Origin of the sequence: Caballeronia sp. LZ008 (assembly GCF_031451435.1) — a bacterium.
GTDB classification, from domain to species: domain Bacteria; phylum Pseudomonadota; class Gammaproteobacteria; order Burkholderiales; family Burkholderiaceae; genus Caballeronia; species Caballeronia zhejiangensis.
This window is the reverse complement of the sequence record NZ_JARUXK010000002.1, coordinates 306,082-323,742: the sequence shown is the minus strand read 5'-3', so window position 1 is coordinate 323,742 and position 17,661 is coordinate 306,082. Positions and strand designations below refer to the sequence as shown.

The window sequence follows — 17,661 nt, the reverse complement described above, 5'->3', positions numbered from 1 at the left end:
GTCAAACCTTCAACGAGAGAGAGGCGTTTATCCGATGAAAGCTCATGCGCAACGACTCGTCGCCGCGCGCCTCGGCCTCGCGCTGCTCACGCTGCTGATCGTGTCGATGGTGGTGTTCGGCATCACCGGTCTCTTGCCGGGCGATGCCGCGCAACAGGCGCTCGGTCAGGCGGCGACGCCCGAACAGGTGGCCGCGCTGCGGCATCAGTTCGGCCTCGATCAGCCTGCCGTCACGCGTTATCTGCAATGGCTTCTGCATGTGGTGACGGGCAACTTCGGCACGTCGCTGTCGAACAATCTGCCGGTCAGTGAACTCATCTCGACGCGTCTGCCGAATTCGCTCGTGCTCGCGGGATTGACCGCGCTGGTGTCGGTGCCGATCGCGTTGTTCATCGGCATTCTCTCGGCGATGTATCGCGGCTCGCTCGTCGATCGCGTGCTCAACGTGCTCACGCTTTCGACGGTGGCGGTGCCCGAGTTTCTCGTCGCGACCATCGCGGTGCTGATCTTCGCGGTGAAGCTGCGCTGGCTGCCGGCGTTGTCGTATCTGTCGGATGTATCGTCGTTCGGCGCGCTCGTGCGGACCTATGCGATGCCAGTGATGACGCTCTGCTGCGTGATCGTCGCGCAGATGGCGCGCATGACGCGCGCGGCGGTGCTCGATCAGCTCAACGCTTCGTATGTGGAGATGGCGGTGCTGAAAGGCGCCTCGCCCATGCGCGTCGTGTTGCGGCATGTATTGCCGAACACCATCGGGCCGATTGCAAATGCGGTTGCGCTCTCGCTCTCGTATCTGTTCGGCGGCGTGGTGATCGTCGAATCGATCTTCAACTATCCCGGTCTTGCGAGCCTCATGGTCGACGCCGTCACCAATCGCGACATGCCGCTCGTGCAAGGCTGCGTGATGGTGTTCTGCGCGGCTTATCTCGCGCTCGTGCTCATCGCCGATCTGGCTCAGATCGTCTCCAACCCGAGGCTGCGTCAACGATGAATCGGAACGTCACTTCTCACGCCACGACCGTGCTATACGATCAGCCGCCCGCCGATGCCCCGCAGGAGCAAGCGCCCGTCGTCGTCAGGCGCGGCCTCATGAGCCGCCTCGTCAACCGCTTTTCGGTGCTGGGTCTCATCGGTCTGTTCATCGTCGTCTTCTGGCTCGTGGTCGCGTTCGTCGGGCCGGTTGTCGCGCCTTATAAAGGCGGCGCGTTCACATCGACGGAAGTGTTCGGCTCGTATAGCGCGGCACATCTGCTCGGCACCGACTATCTCGGCCGCGACATGCTGAGCCGCATTCTTTACGGCACGCAATACACGGTCGGCCTCGCGCTCGCCGCGACGGTGGCCGCGAGCGTCATCGGCACGTTCTTCGGTCTCGTGGCCGCCGTGTCGGGACGCTGGGTCGATGAAGCGCTGAGCCGCCTGTTCGATGCGCTCATTTCGATCCCGAGCAAGATTCTTGCGCTCGTCGTGATTGCCGCATTCGGCTCGTCCATTCCGATGCTGATGATGGTCGCCGCACTCGCCTATATCCCCGGTGCCTTCCGCATCTCGCGCTCCCTCGCGGTGAACATCATGACGCTCGAATACGTGCAGGTCGCGAAGGCGCGCGGCGAGAAGCTCTTCTATATCGCACGCGTCGAAGTGCTGCCCAACATGATTCACCCGATGCTCGCGGACTTCGGCCTGCGCTTCGTGTTCATCGTGCTGCTGCTTTCGGGCCTGAGCTTTCTCGGTCTCGGCGTGCAGCCGCCGAACGCGGACTGGGGCTCGCTCGTGCGCGAGAACATCGGCGGGCTGGCGGAAGGCGCGCCCGCGGTGCTGATGCCGGCAGTCGCGATCGCGACGCTGACTGTAGGCGTGAATCTGCTCATCGACAGTTTGCGTCGTCATGGCGCGCGTTCGCATGGAGGCGGCCAATGACATCGAACACAGGCACGAACATGATCGAAGTGAAAGGCTTGCGCGTCGTTGCTGGCGCGGCGCCGGATCCCGTCGTCGAGATCGTGAAGGGCGTCGACTTCACGGTGAAGAAGGGCGAAGTGCTCGCGCTGATCGGCGAGTCGGGATCGGGCAAGACGACCATCGCGCTCGCGCTGCTCGGTCATGCGCGCGGCGGTTGTTCTATCGCGGGCGGCTCGGTGAAGATCGGCGATACCGATGTGTTGTCGCTCGACGCGAAGGGCCGTCGCGCATTGCGTTCGCGCACCGTCGCGTATGTCGCGCAGAGCGCATCGGCGGGCTTCAATCCGGCGCGCACGATCATGGATCAAGTCACGGAACCCGCGCTGCTGCACAAACTCATGACGCCCGCTGTCGCGCGTGAGAAAGCGATCAGCCTGTTTCGTTCGCTCGCGTTGCCGAATCCCGAGACCATCGGCGATCGTTATCCGCATCAGGTGTCTGGCGGCCAGTTGCAGCGCTTGATGGCGGCAATGGCGCTGATCACCGATCCCGCCGTCGTCGTGTTCGATGAACCGACCACCGCGCTCGACGTGACCACGCAGATCGAAGTGCTCGCCGCATTCAAGGGCGTGGTGCGCGAGCTGGGCACGACGGCCGTGTATGTGTCGCACGATCTCGCGGTCGTCGCGCAGATGGCGGATCGCATCGTCGTGTTGAACGGTGGACGCGTGCGCGAGAACGGCGCGACCGCGCAAGTGCTCGACGCGCCGGCCGACGAGTACACGCGCCAGTTACTCGCGGCAACGCGCCGTCCCGAAGTGGAACGCGCAACGCCCGACGATGCACGCAAAGTGCCGCTGCTCGAAATCCGCAATCTGAGCGCGGGCTATGGACGCATCGATGCGAACGGCGTGCCCGCCGTGCGCGTGCTCGATGATGTGAGCCTGAAGATCGCGCGCGGCAGCACGCTTGGCGTGATCGGCGAATCGGGCTCGGGAAAGACGACGCTCGCGCGCGTGATCGCGGGTCTCGTCGATCGCGCGCACGGCGACGTGCTGCTCGACGGCAAGTCGTTGCCAGCGAAACTATCGGAACGCACGCTGGATCAATATCGTCGCGTGCAGATCGTGTTTCAGAACGCCGATACCGCGTTGAACCCGAGCCGCACCATTGCCGATATTCTCGCGCGGCCCATGAACTTCTATCACGGTCTGCGGGGCGCGGCCGCGCAAAAGCGCATGCTGGAGCTGCTCGATCTCGTGAAGCTGCCTGCATCGATCGCGAAGCGTCAGCCGGGCGGCCTGTCGGGAGGGCAGAAGCAGCGTGTGAATCTTGCACGCGCGCTCGCGGCGAATCCCGAGCTCATTCTCTGCGATGAAGTGACGTCCGCGCTCGATACGGTCGTCGGCGCGGCGATTCTCGATCTGCTCGCCGAGCTGCGTCGCGAACTGAATGTGTCGTACATGTTCATCAGCCACGACATCTCGACCGTGCGCGCCATCTGCGATGAAGTCATCGTGCTGTATGCGGGCCAGTGCGTCGAAGCGGGCCAGCGCGATGCGCTTTCGCATCCGCCGTATCACCCTTATACGGGCTTGCTCGTCGATTCGGTTCCTGCGTTGCGTCCCGGCTGGCTCGATTCACGTCGTGCGATGGCGCTCGGCGCATTGCCCGCGCTCGGTCCGGAAAGCGATGCGCCCGAGTTGTGCAGCTTCCGTTCGCGCTGTGCGGCGCGCATCGACGGCAAGTGCAACGTGACGCCGCCCGCGAAGAAGACTTTGCCTTCGGGCGCGCACATCCTGTGTCATCACAGCGCCGACGATCTCGCCCGCATGCAGTCGATGGAAACGGTGACGGCATGAGCGGACGCTTCGTGAGAGTCGCCGAGAAAGGACGCAGGACGTTCGAGATCGTCATCGACGGCAAGCGTGCGCTCGCAGCGGAAGGCGACACGCTGATGGTCGCGCTGCTCACATCGCAGGAAGCATTGCGCGACTCCGAGTTCGGCGATGGCCGCCGCGCGGGCTTCTGCGTAATGGGCGCATGCCAGGACTGCTGGGTGTGGACCGCTAACGGCGAGCGCGTGCGCGCGTGCACGACGCAGGCGGCCGAAGGCATGTCGATCGTCACGCGTCTTGCAGAAGCGCAGGAGGGCGTATGGCCGCGACTGTGATCGTGATCGGCGCAGGACCGGCGGGCGTGCGTGCGGCGCAGGCGCTCGTCGAAGCGGGCTTGCGTCCCGTCGTTATCGATGAAGGCAGACGCGACGGCGGGCAGATCTATCGTCGTCAGCCGGAAGGATTCAAGCGCACGTACGAGACCTTGTACGGTACGGAAGCAACGCGCGCGCGTGCATTGCACGATGCGTTCGATGCGTTGCGCCCGAAGATCGACTACGTGCCCGATACGCTCGTCTGGAACATCGAGCCGAATGCACTGCACACGGTGAGCAGCACGCGTCATCGCAAGCTCGCGTTCGATGCGCTCATCATTTGCAGCGGCGCGACCGATCGGCTGATGCCCGTTCCCGGCTGGCATCACGCGGGCGCGTATAGCCTCGGCGGCGCGCAGGTCGCGCTCAAATCGCAGGGCTGCGCGATCGGTTCGCGCGTCGTGATGATGGGCACCGGTCCGTTGCTCTATCTCGTCGCCGCGCAATACGTGAAGGCGGGCGCGACAGTAAGTGCGGTGCTCGATACATCGACGTTCGCGCAGCGTCTGCGCGCGTTGCCGCAACTGCTCGCGATTCCATCGGCGTTAAGGAAGGGCGTCGCGTTGATGCGCGTGCTAAAAGATGCGCGCGTGCCGGTTCATCGCGGCATCACGCCGGTCGAGATTCGAGGCACGCCCGAGCATGGCGTGCAAGGCGTGCGCGTCAGGCAAGCCGATGGCGCGATGCTGCAAGTCGGATGCGATGCCGTCGCGCTCGGCTATCACTTGCGCCCTGAAACACAGCTAGCCGATCTCGCGGGCTGCGAGTTCCGCTTCGATCAGGCGTTGCAACAGTGGCTTCCCATCGCCGATGTGGATGGCCGCAGCAACGTGAAAGGCATCTATCTTGCCGGCGATGGCGCGCGCGTGCGCGGCGCGGATGCCGCCGAGCGCGCGGGACGTCTTGCGGCGCTCGCGGCGTTGAAGGACATCGGCATGACGTGCAGCGAAGACGAAGCCAACAAGTTGCGCTTGCAACTAAATCGCTTCACGCGTTTTGCTTCCGGCTTGCGCACCGCGTTTCCGTGGCCCGCGCGCTTTGCCGCCGCCTTGCCGGATGAAACCATCGTGTGCCGATGTGAAGCGATAACGGCAGGCGACCTGAGGCGCGTCGTGAACGACATGGGCGCGAAGGAAGCGAATCGCGCGAAGGCTTTTTCGCGCGTCGGCATGGGCCGATGCCAGGGCCGCTTCTGCGCACATGCGGGCGCGGAAGTCATTGCAGCCGAAGCACGCGTGCCGCTGGAAGCGGTCGGCCGCTTGCGCGGGCAGGCACCGGTGAAACCTCTGCCCATGGCGCTCGCGCCGCACAAGGATCTGGAGACCAGCGAATGAACGAGCGCGCCGATGTGATCGTGATCGGCGGGGGCATCGTCGGCACGACGACCGCTTTCTTTTTGCGCCGTCGCAAGCGTTCCGTGATCCTGCTCGAACGCGGCTTGACCGGACAACAGGCGAGCGGCGTGAACTTCGGCGGCGTGCGTCGCCAAGGCCGCGCGCTGGAGCAACTCGCAATGTCGAATCGCGCGCTGCAAACGTGGCGGCGTTCCCGCGAACTGCTCGGCGAAGATGTCGAGTTCTTGCCATCGGGGCATACGCGGGTGTGCTATCACGCGCATGACGCGGAATACTTTCATCGCTATGCCGCCGATGCGCGCGCTTACGACCTCGATCTAGAAGTGCTCGAAGGCGCGGCCATGTTCGAGCGCTTTCCTTTTCTGGGCCGCGACGTGATCGCCGCATCCATCTCGCCGCTCGACGGCCACGCGAATCCGCGTCTTGCCGCGCCCGCGTTCGGGCGTGCTGCCGCGCGGCTCGGCGCGCGCGTCGTCGAGAGCACGGAAGTGGTGCGCGTAGAAAAGGAAGCGGGCGGCTTTCGCGTGGAAAGCGCGGCGGGCGATGTGTATCGCGCGGAGCAAGTGCTGATTTGCGCGGGCGCGTGGGCCAATACGCTATCGACGCAATTCGGCGAACCCGTGCCGCTCGTCGCGCGCGGCCCGCAAATGGCGGTGACCGAACCCGTGCCTTACGTGTTCAAGGCTTCGATGGGCGTGTACACGTCGATCAAGGAAGAGAGCGTTTATTTCCGGCAAGTGGAGCGGGGCAATATCGTGCTCGGGGGCGGACCGCCCGGACCCGCGGACGCAGACACGCGACGCGCTTCCGTCCTGCCCGAGAACACCGTCGCGCAACTGGCGCAGTTCCGCCGCATGGTGCCCGCGATGCGCCCGCTGCATGTGATTCGCGTGTGGAGCGGTGTGGAAAGCTATCTGCCGGATTCGGAGCCGGTGATCGGTCCGAGTTCGAAGGCCGATGGCCTGTTCTACGCGTTCGGCTTCAGCGGATCGGGCTTTCAGATCGGACCGGGCGTGGGCGAGACGCTTGCCGAATTGCTCGATGCGGGCAGCACGCCGATCGATCTTTCTTCGTTTTCCATCAGACGATTTCAGCGCGCTTCGTCGACGCACGCGCAATCGCTTACCTCCGAGACTTCGCCATGAGCCAAGCCAATCTGGTCGACGCGCTCGCCTACATCGAAGCCAATTTCGACAAGACCGTGAGCCTCGCGCAACTCGCGGATCTTTCGGCGCTGAGCGTGTCGCGCTTCGCGACCGTGTTTCGCGAGCAATTCGGACTTTCGCCGTACAAGTACCTGTGCGAGTTGCGCGTGCGGCGCGCGCAGACGTTATTGCTCGCGGGCGTGCCGGGATCGGTCGTCGCGACGGAAGTGGGCTTCTTCGATCAGAGTCATCTGGCGCGGCATTTCAAGCGCCTGTGCGGCATGACGCCGAGCGCGTTCGTCGAGCGCGCGCGCAGAAAAGCGCGCTCAGCCGAGCTCGATGCCGGTCTGGGCAAGCGCGTCACGCAAGCCCAGCCGCGGGTATTTGCTTTCGACGGAGCGCATGTCGCTTAGCGCTTCCTGGATGATCCATTCGCGCACGCTGGCGACGATGGGCCGCATCGACTTGTTCGGCGGCGTGAGCAGACAGCAACGCCGGCTCGTGACCACCAGTTCTTCTTCGGCGGGCACGAGCGCGCCTTGCGCGAGCCAGTGCGACGTCACGTTGAGCCATCCGAGCGCGATGCCTTGTCCGAGCAACGCCGCCTGCACGACGATCGCGTAATCGTTGAAACGCAACATGCCCGCTGCATGGCGCTCCTTTGAAGCGAACGCATGAAAACGCTCGTGCCAGCCGCGTTCTTCATCGTCCATCACGATGACGGTATCGCCATGCGCGCGCGCCGCATCGGTCTCTGCGAGTTCGTGATAACGCGGATTGCAAAGCGGCAAGAGCATCTCGGGCATCACGAGCACCGCGTGCTCGTCGATCTCTTCGTCGTGAACAAAGCGCATGCCGAGATCGACATCGACGAGCGGCCCGCCGATGCGCCCCGATATCAATTGAAACCGCAGATCGACCGATGGAAACGCCTGATTCAGACGGCTCATGCGCGGCATGAGCCAATGCGTGGTGAAGCCGGTCGATACGGAAAGCGTGACGGTCTCGATGCCCGTCGCGCGCGCCTCGATTTCGCGGATCGCACTTTCGATGCCGCTGAAGCCTTCGGAAATCTTGCGATAAAGAATCTCGCCGCTCTCCGTGAGTTCGATGCCGCCGCGCACGCGCTCGAAAAGCCGCACGCCGATATGGTCCTCCATGCGCGCGAGCATGCGGCTCACCGCGGGCTGACTCACATAAAGCTCCTGCGCGGCGCGCGTGAAATTACCGCAGCGCGCGGCCGCTTCGAATACGAAAAGCGCATTGGCGCTCGGCAGTTTCTTGCGAAGGTTTGGCATGACTTCATGTTATGCCCGATCCAACAATTTTGGAATTGCCGTCAAAAACATCGCGACTTAGTATTTTCCCAACCCCTCTATTTCCGACGAGACGAACGACATGGACGCACGCGCTAAAACGGGAGTGTCGATCAGGTCCGCGACGAAGCGCTATGGCGCGGTGACGGCGCTCGATGACGTATCGCTCGATATCGCGCCGGGCGAATTCGTCTCGCTGCTCGGGCCTTCTGGCTCGGGCAAGACGACGCTGCTCGGCATTCTCGGCGGCTTCGTGCAGCCGAGCTCGGGCAGCGTGTGGGTCGGCGAGCGTGACATTACATTTGCGCCGCCGCACAAGCGCGATATCGGCATCGTGTTTCAGAACTACGCGCTCTTTCCGCACATGACGGTAGGCGAGAACGTCGCGTTCTCGCTGCGTGCGCGGCGCGAGCCGAAATCGACATGGGCGAAGCGCGTCGCCGAAGCACTCGCCATGGTCGAACTCAAAGGTTATGAAAGCCGCAGCATCCATCAGCTTTCGGGCGGACAGAAGCAACGCGTGGCGCTTGCCCGCGCAATGGTGTTTCAACCGCAACTCATTCTGATGGACGAGCCGTTGTCCGCGCTCGACAAGCAACTGCGCGAGACCATGCAAATCGAATTGCGCAGGCTGCATCGGCAGCTCGGGGCGACCATCGTCAACGTGACGCACGACCAGCGCGAAGCACTCACGATGAGCGATCGCGTCGCCGTGTTGAAGGACGGCAGGCTCGTGCAGATCGACACACCCGAGCGCCTGTACGACCGTCCTTGCGATGCGTTCGTCGCGAGCTTCATCGGCGAAGCGACGATGCTCGATGTCACGCGCGCCGGCGACGATGCCGTGCGTCTCGGCGATACGATTCTGCGCACCGCGCATCCATTGCCGCGCGGCGAGAAGCTATTGCTCGCGGTGCAAACGGAAAAGCTCGTCATCGACGGCGAGAACCGTCATGCGGATGCGAACCGTCTTTCATGCCGCGTGACCGAAGTGCTCTATCAAGGCGAGAGCCTGCGCGTGTTCGCCGCGCTCGCCGACGGCACGGCGATCAGTCTTCGGCAACCCGGCAGCCACGACGCGCGCAAGCGCATCCCCGAGCCGGGCGCATCGATGACGGTCGCGCTCGATCCGCAAGACACGATCGTCGTGTCGGCCTGATTTCTTCTCACCGCCTGTGCACGGGCGATTTCGACTGCAAACGTAGATACGCAACCCGTAAAGGATGACGCAATGAATCTCACCGATTTCAAGGTCCTGACCTTCGATGTCGTCGGCACGCTGATCAACTTCGAAAAGGGCGTGCTCGATTCCGTGCGCCGGCTGGGCGGAGCGAAGGCAAAGGACCTGACCGACGATCAGATCTTCGAGCCGTACATGGAAGGGCGCGCGAAGTATCCGGGCAGATCCAGTCATGAAATGGCGAACGTGTATCTGCATCTCGCGAGCAAACTCGGCTTGCCCGACGATGCGCAATCCGCCGCGGCATTCCAGCGCGATGTGCTCGAATGGCCCGCATTCGAAGACTCGGTCGCGGCATTGAAGCGTCTGCGCAAGCACTTTCGTCTTGTCGCGATGACCAACGCGGATCGCGTTGCGTTGTCGGCCTATGCTCACACGCTCGGCAATCCGTTCGACGATACGGTCTGCTGCGATGAGACCGGCGTCGCCAAACCCGATCCGCAATTCTTTGCCTATAACCGTGGACGTCAGGCGGCGTTCGGCTATAAGTTCGAAGAGATCCTGCATACGGCGCAGAGCCAGTATCACGACATCGGCATCGCAACGAAGCTCGGTTATTCGACATGCTGGATCGAGCGGCGCCAGGGCATGAAGGGCTTCGGCGCGACACCCGTGCCCGAGAGCGTGACGACGCCGACGTGGAAGTTCGCGACGCTCGCCGCGCTCGCGGATGCCGTCGACGACGAACTCCGCGCCGCCGCCTGACCATGCGCGCCCCGACGACACCGCTGCGCCCGCAACCGGACTCGTTGTGGCGGGCGATAGCCGCGCCGATGAGCACCGGCGCACCGCTCGCACGCGATATCGATGTCGAAGTGGCGATCATCGGCGCGGGCTATTCGGGCTTGAGCGCCGCGTATGCGCTGCAAAAGCGCGGCGTCGAATGCGCGGTGCTCGATGCGAATCCGATCGGCTGGGGCGCAAGCGGACGCAATGGCGGCGTGGTGTCGTCGAAGTTTCGTCTCTCGTTTCCGACGATCGCGAGCACGCATGGCATCGATGTCGCGAAGCGCATGCATCGGCTCGCGCACGATGGCGTGCGCACCGTCGAGGCGTTCGTCGACGAGTTCAAGCTCGAACGCGCGCGCTTCGAACATACGGGCAGCCTGCGTTGCGCGCATACGGAACGTGCGCTCGCATCGATATGCGCCGAGGCGGACTGGGTTCGCACGACGCTCAACGATACGTCCATGAGCGTGCAATCTCGTGCTGAAGTCGAACATGAGACAGGCTCGAAGGGCTTCGTCGGCGGCGTGTTGAGCGCGGACGCGGGCACGATCCTGCCGCTCGAATACGTGCGCGGCATCGCGGCCGGTCTGATCGCGCGCGGCGTGCCGATCTACGAAGCGACGCCTGTCATCGACATGTCGCGCGAACAGGACGGCCGCGTGCTGTTGACGGCGCCCGGCGGCACGGTGCGCGCGAAGCAGGTCATCGTCGCGACGAACGCCTATTCGAATCTGACCGAGGCAACCGCTTCATATCATCGCGAGCTCGTGCCGTTCAGAAGCGCGATGATCGCGACCGCGCCCTTATCTCCGCAACTCGATGCGCAGTTGATGGTGAACCGCCGCAGCTACACCGAAACGCGCCGCATGATGAAGTGGTTCCGCAAGGTCGATGGCCGCATGTTGTTCGGCGGCCGCGACGCGTTCGGCAAGGAAGGCGAGCCGACCGGCTTCGATGCGCTGCAACGCGCGATGGTCGCGCTCTTTCCGCAATTGAAGGACGTGCCGGTGGAATTTCGCTGGTCGGGATATGTCGGCATGACCTTCAACGCATTGCCGCACGTGGGCCGCAGCGACGATGCGACCACGTTCTGTCTCGGCTATAACGGCGCGGGTGTCGCGATGGCGAGCCTGATCGGTCAGCATGCCGCTGCGCTTGCGCTCGGTGAGAAGCCCGAACTCGCGCTGCTCGCGCAAGACGGCTTGCGGCCCGTACCGTTTCATGCGTTGCGCGCGCCGGGTGTGCGGCTCGTCGCTGCGTGGTATCAGTTCCTCGATGCAGTAGGTGCATGATGACGACAGCCAAACGGATTCTCCAGGACCCCGCCGTGATGCAACCCGCGACGATCGATCCATCGGTGCGGCATCAGCGACGCGAAGACCGCGCGATGCTGCTGTTGATGGCGCCCGCGCTGTTCGTGGTCGTCGTATTGCTCGTCGTGCCGCTCGCGTGGCTGTCGTGGCAATCGTTCTATCACGACGGCGTGTTCTCGCTCGTCAATTACAAGCGTGTCTTTACCGGTGCCTATCTCGACACCTTTCTGCTGACGTTCAAGCTCAGTTTCATCGTGACGGCGATTACGCTGCTGCTCGGCTATCCTGTCGCGTATTTCGCGGCATCGATATCGCCGCGATGGAGCGCGCTCGTGCTCGGCATGGTGATTCTTCCGTTCTGGACGAGCGTGCTCGTGCGAACGTATGCGTGGCTCGTGCTCTTGCAACGCACCGGTCTCATCAACAAGGCGCTGCTCGGCATGGGTCTGATCGAGCGCCCCTTGCAGCTTTCGTATAACCAGTTCGGCACGATCATCGCGATGGTGCATATCCTGTTGCCGTTCATGGTGCTGCCGCTCTACTCCGCGATGCAGAAGATTCCGCCGAATCTCTCGCAAGCAGGTGCGAGTCTCGGCGGTTCGCCGCTGCATGTGTTCTTGCGCGTGTTTCTGCCGCTGTCCATGAGCGGCGTGCTCGCGGGCGTCACGCTCGTCTTCGTGCTGTGCCTCGGCTTCTATATCACGCCCGAGCTGATGGGCGGCGGCAAGTCGATGATGGTCTCGATGATCGTGAGCCGCAACGTCGAGATCTACAACAGTTGGGGCGCGGCAAGCTCGGTGAGCGTGGTGCTGCTTATTTGCGTGTGCGCGATCTTCTATTGCGTGAGCCGCGTGATTCCGCTCGAAAAGACACTGGGGGCGAAATGAATACCTTATCGTTCGGCCGCGTGACGCTCGGTGCATCGGTGATGCTGATTCTCGCGTTTCTGATGATTCCCGTGGTCATCGTCGTGCCGCTGTCTTTCTCGGATGCGCGTTTCCTCACGTTTCCGCCGCCTGCGTATTCGTTGCGCTGGTATCACGCGTTCTTCTATAATCCCGCGTGGATCGATGCGGCGAAGACCACCTTTGCGGCCTCGACGTGCGCGGCCTTGATCGCGACGCCGGTCGGCATCGCGGCGGCATACGGCATCCAGTACGGATCGCACTGGTCGTTGCGCTATCTGCGCACATTGCTGATGCTGCCGCTGATGGTGCCGATCATCATCGTTGCAGTGGGCGTGTTCTTCGTCTTCACGCAGATGGGTTATGTGAACACGCTTGGCGGTCTCATCATCGCGGATACGATGCTCGGCCTGCCGTATGTGCTCATCTCCGTCGGCGCGGACTTGCGCACGTTCGATCGCACGCAGGAGATGGTCGCGCGCAGTCTCGGCATGAATCGCTTTCGCGCGTTCATGGCGGTGACGTTGCCGCAGATCAAGGCGAGCGTGATCTCGGGTGCCGTGTTCGTGTTCATTCAGGCGCTCGATGAAACCGTCGTTGCGCTCTTCATTTCGGGCGGCAACAATCAGACGCTCACGCGCCGCATGTTCGTCACGCTGCGCGATGAAATCGATCCGACCATCGCCGCCATCAGCACGATGCTGACGGCGTTGACCTTGTGTCTCGTGATGGTCGTCGTCGTGAGCCGGCGATCTTCGGCTGCGGCGCGAGCCTGAATCTTTCACAACGAAAAGCCATGCGACATCTACAGCAGTTCTATATCGACGGCGAATGGGTCGAACCGTACGGCGATACACGTTTGCCGGTCATCGATCCATCGACTGAAGAAGCGATCGGCGAGGTCGCGCTCGGCGATGCGCGCGATGTCGATCGCGCGGTCGCGGCGGCGCGGCGTGCGTTCTCATCGTTTTCACGGGCGAGCGTCGCAGAGCGCGTTGCGTTGCTCGAGCGTTTGCTCGAAGCGTATGTCGCGCGTTACGACGAGATGGCCGATGTCATCTCGCGCGAGATCGGCGCACCGGCGAAGCTCGCTCATGCATGGCAGGCCGCGCTCGGCAAGCGTCATATCGAAGAGACGCTGCGCACGGTCGAACGCTTTCAATGGCAACGCAAGAAGAACACGACGCTCGTCAATCACGAGCCCGTGGGCGTGGCCGCGCTCATCACGCCGTGGAACTGGCCGATCAATCAGATTGTCTGCAAGGTCGCGCCTGCGCTCGCGGCGGGATGCACGGTGGTGTTGAAGCCGAGCGAAGTGTCGCCGATGAACGCCGTGCTTTTCGCCGAAATCATCGATGCGGCCGGCGTGCCCAAAGGCGTCTTCAATCTCGTCAATGGCGATGGTCCGACCGTCGGCGCGGCATTGAGCGCGCATCCGGATGTGGATATGGTGTCGTTCACCGGATCGACGCGCGCGGGCATCGAGATCGCGAAGCTGGCCGCGCCGACAGTGAAGCGCGTGCATCAGGAACTCGGCGGCAAGTCGGCGAACATCCTGCTGGACGATGCCGATTTCGAAGTAGCCGTCACGGCCGGCGTGAATTCGTGCTTCAGCAACAGCGGTCAATCCTGCAATGCGCCGACGCGAATGCTCGTGCCCGCATCGCGGCACGACGAAGTGGTGCAGATCGCGTTGCGCGCGGCGCAGAAGCAGCGCGTCGGCTCACCGAGCGATCCGGCGACGACGATGGGCCCCGTCGTCAGCGACGTGCAGTTCGAACGCGTGCAGCGGATGATCGATGTCGGCATAGAAGAGGGCGCTGCACTGGTGACGGGCGGCGCGGGGCGTCCCGCTGGACTCGAACGCGGTTATTACGTGAAGCCGACCGTGTTCGCTAACGTGAATCCTTCGATGACCATCGCGCGCGAGGAAATCTTCGGCCCGGTGCTCGCGATCATGCCGTATCGCGATGAAGAAGAAGCGATCGCCATCGCGAACGACACGCCTTATGGCCTGGCGGCTTACGTGCAATCGCAGGATCAGGAGCGCGCGCGCCGCGTGGCGATGAGAATGCGCGCGGGCAGTGTCTACGTGAACTATCCGGCGTGGGATCCGGGCTCGCCGTTCGGCGGCTACAAGCAGTCGGGCAATGGGCGCGAATATGGCGAGTGGGGACTGGAAGCGTTTCTCGAAGTGAAGGGCATCGTGGGTTACGGCGCCTGAGTCACGGCGTGCGCGGCCGGTTCATGCTTGTCGAGGACCGTGCCGCGCAATGCATCCGCCACGCGCTCGGCGATCATGATCGTCGGCACGTTCGTATTCGCGCATGGAATCGACGGCATCAACGACGCGTCGCATACATGCAGACCTTCGATGCCATGCACCGCGCCGCGCGCATCGGTCACGGCCAGCGGATCGCTCGATGAACCCATGCGGCACGTTCCCGACGGATGCCATGTCCCGCCGACATGGCGCATGACGAACTCGGTCATCTTTCGATCGTCGGCGAGCAGTTCGTCGATCGTGATGCCTTGCGTCACGACGCCTTTGATCAACGCACCACGCAACGGCCCGGCGATATCGAGCAGCGCGCTCAACGCGCCGCGCTGGAGCGCATTCCATGTTCCCGGCACCGCCACCGCTGCAACGCGCGGTGAATAGCTCGATGGAAAGATCGCATCCATCGAAGCCGATGCAAGCGTTGCAGCGCCGAAACGCAGCGCGAGCTTGAGCCGTTCGAGATCGCGGGAATCGGAGAGCATCGCGAAGTCGACGTTGGGTTCATCGAATGCATTCGCCGATGCCAGCGTGACGCGTCCGCGCGAATAGGACTTGTTGACCCAGAAGAAGATCGTGCCCAGCCGATAACCCACCGAATGCCAGCCCGAACGCGACAGGATCGCGCCGTGCATGTCGCCTTGAACGGTGTCGGCCAGGCCGGATGAAAAGCGCACGATCGCCTGCTCGTGATGTTCATCCGGAAACGGCGTGCGTGCGGCGCGCGGCAAAAACGCGGAGACCGCTATCGAAGGATGTTCCATCAGATTGCGCCCGACGCCGGGACGATCGGCCACTACGTCGATGCCGAGCGCGGCGAGTTCATCGCCGGGGCCGATGCCGCTTCGCATCAGCAATGCGGGACTGTGAATCGCGCCCGCCGATACGATCACGCGATGCGCGCGCAAGTCTTCACGCGTGCCGTCGGCGCGAACGATGCGCGCACCGATCGCGCGCTTGCCATCGAACAGAATGCATTCGACGACATCGCCGGTGCGTATCGTCAGATTGCTGCGAGCGCGCGCGGCATCGTCGAGATAGCAAACCGAGGTCGGTATGCGTTCTCCGTTCGCGCTGACCGCGATCGCACCGATGAACGTGCCGTCTTCCCAAGGTCCGTTCTGATCGTCGCGCAAGGCGTGGCCGCTGCCGGCAAGCGAGGCGAGCACCGTGCGCACGAACGGCGAAATGCGCGGCCATGCCGTGCGTTGAATGCGTAACGGGCCATCGCTGCCGTGCAGCGGGCCGGTGACATCGCAATCGGTTTCCAGCTTGCGAAAGTAGGGCAGACACGCTTGCCAGTTCCAGCCATCGGCGCCAAGCGCTTCCCATTCATCGTAATCGGATGAAGAGCCGCGATTGGCCATTAACGCATTGATCGCGGAGCCGCCGCCGAGAAGCCGCGCCTGTTCATAGCGTCGCAGCGCGGCGCGTTCGCTCATGCGCGCTTTCAATGCCTGCCAGATGTTGCGCGTGTCGAGATATGCGCGGCCCGGATAGCGGCTGCGGATGGCATCGGGCATCGTGCGCGCGGAGATGTCGCGGCCCGCTTCGACGAGACACACGGTCGCGCGCGCATCTTCGGAAAGGCGCGCGGCCAGCACGCAGCCGGCCGAGCCGCCGCCAAGAATCAGAAAGTCGAACACGTCGGCGTTATTGCATGAACTTGAGCCAGCGCGCCTTCGCCTGAATGCCGGACTCGGAAGCCCACCATTCTTCGGAAAGCAACGCCTGCTTCGCCGCATTCGCGGGCGCGCTCGGCAATTCGGATGCGCGCTTGTCGGTGATCTTGCCGGTCTTGAATGCAGCCGGATTGCCCGGACCGTAATCGATATAAAGCGGCAGATTCGCCTGCAATTCCGGCGATACGGCCGCGTTAAGGAAGCGTACGGCTTCGTTCATGTTCGGCGCGTTCTTGAGGATGCAAAGCTGCGTGTTCTGCAAAATGCCGTCGTTGAACGTGAAGGCGACATCCGGATTGTCCTTCATTACGGCGCTCGCGCGGCCGTTCCAGATCATCGTCATGTCGACTTCGCCGTCGTGCAGCAATTGCGCCGACTGTCCGCCCGAAGTCCACCACACCGTGACGTTCGGCTTGATCTCTTCGAGCTTCTTGAACGCGCGATCCACGTCGAGCGGATAGAGCTTGTCGCGCTGCACGCCATCCGCGAGCAGTGCGGCTTCGAGCACCGTCATCGGATCGTTGCGCAGTGCGCGCGTGCCGGGGAAGTTCTTGACGTCCCAGAAGTCCTTCCAGCTTTGCGGCACTTTCTTCAGCGACTTCTTGTTATAGCCGATGACCGTCGAATAGAACTCGTACGCCACCGAATAGGGCGTGCGGTATTTTTCGGGAATGGCTGCGGCGTTGGGTAACTTCGAGAAGTCGAGCTTTTCGAGCAGCCCTTCGCGCCCGCCGCGCAAGCAGTTCGACGTGGGCGTATCGACGACGTCCCAGATCGGCTTGCCGGTTGAGCCTTGCGCCTTGATCTGCGGCCACGCATCCGGAATGCTGTCCTGGTTGATCGTGATGCCGAGCTCTTTCGCGGCGGGATCGAGAATCGCCTTGGTTTGCGCTTCCTGATACGCGCCGCCTTGCGATACGAACGTGATCTTGCCCGCTGCGAACGACGGCGCCGCGCTCGCGATGGAGAGCAGCAATGTCATGGCCAGCGGACGAACGGGAAAGTGCGGACAGCGGAATCTTGCAATCTTCATCACGGCGTTTTCCTCGACAAGATTGAAGCAGTGGACGTCCTGCAGATCGCGGTCCCGTCCGGCTTCGAGCGAAGACGAGGACGGCGCGCGGATGACTAAAAATATATTGAGTCAAATACGCGGGGGCAACGCCGGAATTGTTGGAGTGACCATGACCTGATGTTATGTCAGCGCAATGGCCACGTCCGATGCACGTTCAGAAGATCACGTAGACCTTGCGCATGGTTTCATCGACTTCCCATGTGCCTTCGGTGTTCGCCGCGAAGAAGAGCGTATCACCGCCGGTGAAGTGGATCGTGTCCTCGCCATCGGGCGTGAAGCGGCCACGGCCGGCCAGAAAATGCATGACCTCCGCTTCCTTCACCGAACGCCGGTACGTGCCCGGCGTGCATTCGAATACGCCCGTATCGATTGCTTCGCTGCCGGGAATCACTTTTTGCACGCCGGATATCTTTATTTCCTGCGTGCCGGGAAGTCCCGCCGTGCCCCAGTCTTCCAGTCCTTCGATTGCTATGCTCTGTTTGAGTTGCTGTACTTTCATTTGCTTTCTT

Annotated in this window: 17 protein-coding genes; 13 read left to right on the top strand and 4 right to left on the bottom strand. The window is 63.0% G+C overall.

Annotation, left to right across the window (positions count from 1 at the left end):
• Positions 1-34 precede the first annotated feature (34 nt).
• From QCE49_RS15870 to QCE49_RS15840, 7 genes are read left to right on the top strand one after another with little or no spacing between them, the layout of a single operon-like run.
• A complete protein-coding gene (locus QCE49_RS15870) occupies positions 35-991 on the top strand; it encodes an ABC transporter permease (RefSeq protein ID WP_008346990.1) in 957 nt (318 codons plus the stop codon).
• Positions 988-1,920: an ABC transporter permease gene (locus tag QCE49_RS15865; protein ID WP_250458260.1), complete on the top strand. Its 933-nt coding sequence runs from the start codon at positions 988-990 to the stop codon at positions 1,918-1,920. The genes QCE49_RS15870 and QCE49_RS15865 overlap by 4 nt, the downstream gene beginning before the upstream one ends.
• Positions 1,917-3,764 carry an ABC transporter ATP-binding protein gene (locus QCE49_RS15860; RefSeq protein ID WP_250458258.1) on the top strand — a complete coding sequence of 616 codons (1,848 nt, stop codon included), beginning with the start codon at positions 1,917-1,919 and terminating at the stop codon, positions 3,762-3,764. Before QCE49_RS15865 ends, QCE49_RS15860 begins: the two co-directional genes overlap by 4 nt.
• A complete protein-coding gene (locus tag QCE49_RS15855) occupies positions 3,761-4,075 on the top strand; it encodes a (2Fe-2S)-binding protein (protein WP_008346985.1) in 315 nt (104 codons plus the stop codon). The genes QCE49_RS15860 and QCE49_RS15855 overlap by 4 nt, the downstream gene beginning before the upstream one ends.
• Positions 4,060-5,448, top strand: coding sequence for an NAD(P)/FAD-dependent oxidoreductase (locus QCE49_RS15850; RefSeq protein ID WP_250458257.1), 1,389 nt, complete (start codon positions 4,060-4,062; stop codon positions 5,446-5,448). The genes QCE49_RS15855 and QCE49_RS15850 overlap by 16 nt, the downstream gene beginning before the upstream one ends.
• Positions 5,445-6,614, top strand: coding sequence for an FAD-binding oxidoreductase (locus QCE49_RS15845; RefSeq protein WP_250458256.1), 1,170 nt, complete (start codon positions 5,445-5,447; stop codon positions 6,612-6,614). The genes QCE49_RS15850 and QCE49_RS15845 overlap by 4 nt, the downstream gene beginning before the upstream one ends.
• On the top strand, positions 6,611-7,027 hold the full coding sequence (locus tag QCE49_RS15840) for a helix-turn-helix domain-containing protein (protein WP_175981448.1): 417 nt from the start codon (positions 6,611-6,613) through the stop codon (positions 7,025-7,027). Before QCE49_RS15845 ends, QCE49_RS15840 begins: the two co-directional genes overlap by 4 nt.
• Here QCE49_RS15840 and QCE49_RS15835 read toward each other — a convergent pair.
• The gene (locus tag QCE49_RS15835) at positions 6,941-7,912 is read right to left on the bottom strand and encodes a LysR family transcriptional regulator (protein WP_008346980.1); all 972 of its coding nucleotides are present in this window, start codon (positions 7,910-7,912) and stop codon (positions 6,941-6,943) included. The two genes, QCE49_RS15840 and QCE49_RS15835, sit on opposite strands and share 87 nt — an antisense overlap.
• 100 nt (positions 7,913-8,012) lie before the next feature.
• Here QCE49_RS15835 and QCE49_RS15830 point away from each other — a divergent pair, with 100 nt between their 5' ends.
• The 6 genes from QCE49_RS15830 (at position 8,013) to QCE49_RS15805 (ending at position 14,341) form a co-directional block, all read left to right on the top strand.
• A complete protein-coding gene (locus QCE49_RS15830; protein WP_008346979.1) occupies positions 8,013-9,089 on the top strand; it encodes an ABC transporter ATP-binding protein in 1,077 nt (358 codons plus the stop codon).
• A 72-nt stretch (positions 9,090-9,161) separates the two neighbouring features.
• Positions 9,162-9,875, top strand: coding sequence for an HAD-IA family hydrolase (locus QCE49_RS15825; protein WP_008346978.1), 714 nt, complete (start codon positions 9,162-9,164; stop codon positions 9,873-9,875).
• 2 nt (positions 9,876-9,877) lie between these two features.
• Positions 9,878-11,191: an FAD-binding oxidoreductase gene (locus QCE49_RS15820; protein WP_250458255.1), complete on the top strand. Its 1,314-nt coding sequence runs from the start codon at positions 9,878-9,880 to the stop codon at positions 11,189-11,191.
• A complete protein-coding gene (locus QCE49_RS15815) occupies positions 11,188-12,099 on the top strand; it encodes an ABC transporter permease (protein WP_008346976.1) in 912 nt (303 codons plus the stop codon). Before QCE49_RS15820 ends, QCE49_RS15815 begins: the two co-directional genes overlap by 4 nt.
• Positions 12,096-12,893 (top strand): ABC transporter permease, encoded by a 798-nt coding sequence (locus tag QCE49_RS15810; RefSeq protein ID WP_250458254.1) that lies wholly within the window; start codon positions 12,096-12,098, stop codon positions 12,891-12,893. Before QCE49_RS15815 ends, QCE49_RS15810 begins: the two co-directional genes overlap by 4 nt.
• A 20-nt stretch (positions 12,894-12,913) precedes the next feature.
• The gene (locus QCE49_RS15805) at positions 12,914-14,341 is read left to right on the top strand and encodes an aldehyde dehydrogenase family protein (RefSeq protein ID WP_250437408.1); all 1,428 of its coding nucleotides are present in this window, start codon (positions 12,914-12,916) and stop codon (positions 14,339-14,341) included.
• Here QCE49_RS15805 and QCE49_RS15800 read toward each other — a convergent pair.
• From QCE49_RS15800 to QCE49_RS15790, 3 genes are all read right to left on the bottom strand, one after another.
• A complete protein-coding gene (locus QCE49_RS15800) occupies positions 14,329-16,041 on the bottom strand; it encodes a GMC family oxidoreductase (protein WP_250458253.1) in 1,713 nt (570 codons plus the stop codon). The genes QCE49_RS15805 and QCE49_RS15800 overlap by 13 nt on opposite strands.
• Positions 16,042-16,048: 7 nt before the next feature.
• A complete protein-coding gene (locus tag QCE49_RS15795) occupies positions 16,049-17,110 on the bottom strand; it encodes an ABC transporter substrate-binding protein (protein ID WP_008346971.1) in 1,062 nt (353 codons plus the stop codon).
• Positions 17,111-17,306: 196 nt separating this feature from the next.
• Positions 17,307-17,651, bottom strand: coding sequence for a cupin domain-containing protein (locus QCE49_RS15790; RefSeq protein WP_008346969.1), 345 nt, complete (start codon positions 17,649-17,651; stop codon positions 17,307-17,309).
• Positions 17,652-17,661: the final 10 nt, after the last annotated feature.

Bases quoted from the DNA above. Each gene is read 5' to 3' on its own strand.
- QCE49_RS15870 (WP_008346990.1), top strand. From the start codon at position 35: ATGAAAGCTCATGCGCAACGACTCGTCGCCGCGCGCCTCGGCCTCGCG.
- QCE49_RS15865 (WP_250458260.1), top strand. From the start codon at position 988: ATGAATCGGAACGTCACTTCTCACGCCACGACCGTGCTATACGATCAG.
- QCE49_RS15860 (WP_250458258.1), top strand. From the start codon at position 1,917: ATGACATCGAACACAGGCACGAACATGATCGAAGTGAAAGGCTTGCGC.
- QCE49_RS15855 (WP_008346985.1), top strand. From the start codon at position 3,761: ATGAGCGGACGCTTCGTGAGAGTCGCCGAGAAAGGACGCAGGACGTTC.
- QCE49_RS15850 (WP_250458257.1), top strand. From the start codon at position 4,060: ATGGCCGCGACTGTGATCGTGATCGGCGCAGGACCGGCGGGCGTGCGT.
- QCE49_RS15845 (WP_250458256.1), top strand. From the start codon at position 5,445: ATGAACGAGCGCGCCGATGTGATCGTGATCGGCGGGGGCATCGTCGGC.
- QCE49_RS15840 (WP_175981448.1), top strand. From the start codon at position 6,611: ATGAGCCAAGCCAATCTGGTCGACGCGCTCGCCTACATCGAAGCCAAT.
- QCE49_RS15835 (WP_008346980.1), bottom strand. From the start codon at position 7,912: ATGCCAAACCTTCGCAAGAAACTGCCGAGCGCCAATGCGCTTTTCGTA.
- QCE49_RS15830 (WP_008346979.1), top strand. From the start codon at position 8,013: ATGGACGCACGCGCTAAAACGGGAGTGTCGATCAGGTCCGCGACGAAG.
- QCE49_RS15825 (WP_008346978.1), top strand. From the start codon at position 9,162: ATGAATCTCACCGATTTCAAGGTCCTGACCTTCGATGTCGTCGGCACG.
- QCE49_RS15820 (WP_250458255.1), top strand. From the start codon at position 9,878: ATGCGCGCCCCGACGACACCGCTGCGCCCGCAACCGGACTCGTTGTGG.
- QCE49_RS15815 (WP_008346976.1), top strand. From the start codon at position 11,188: ATGATGACGACAGCCAAACGGATTCTCCAGGACCCCGCCGTGATGCAA.
- QCE49_RS15810 (WP_250458254.1), top strand. From the start codon at position 12,096: ATGAATACCTTATCGTTCGGCCGCGTGACGCTCGGTGCATCGGTGATG.
- QCE49_RS15805 (WP_250437408.1), top strand. From the start codon at position 12,914: ATGCGACATCTACAGCAGTTCTATATCGACGGCGAATGGGTCGAACCG.
- QCE49_RS15795 (WP_008346971.1), bottom strand. From the start codon at position 17,110: ATGAAGATTGCAAGATTCCGCTGTCCGCACTTTCCCGTTCGTCCGCTG.
- QCE49_RS15790 (WP_008346969.1), bottom strand. From the start codon at position 17,651: ATGAAAGTACAGCAACTCAAACAGAGCATAGCAATCGAAGGACTGGAA.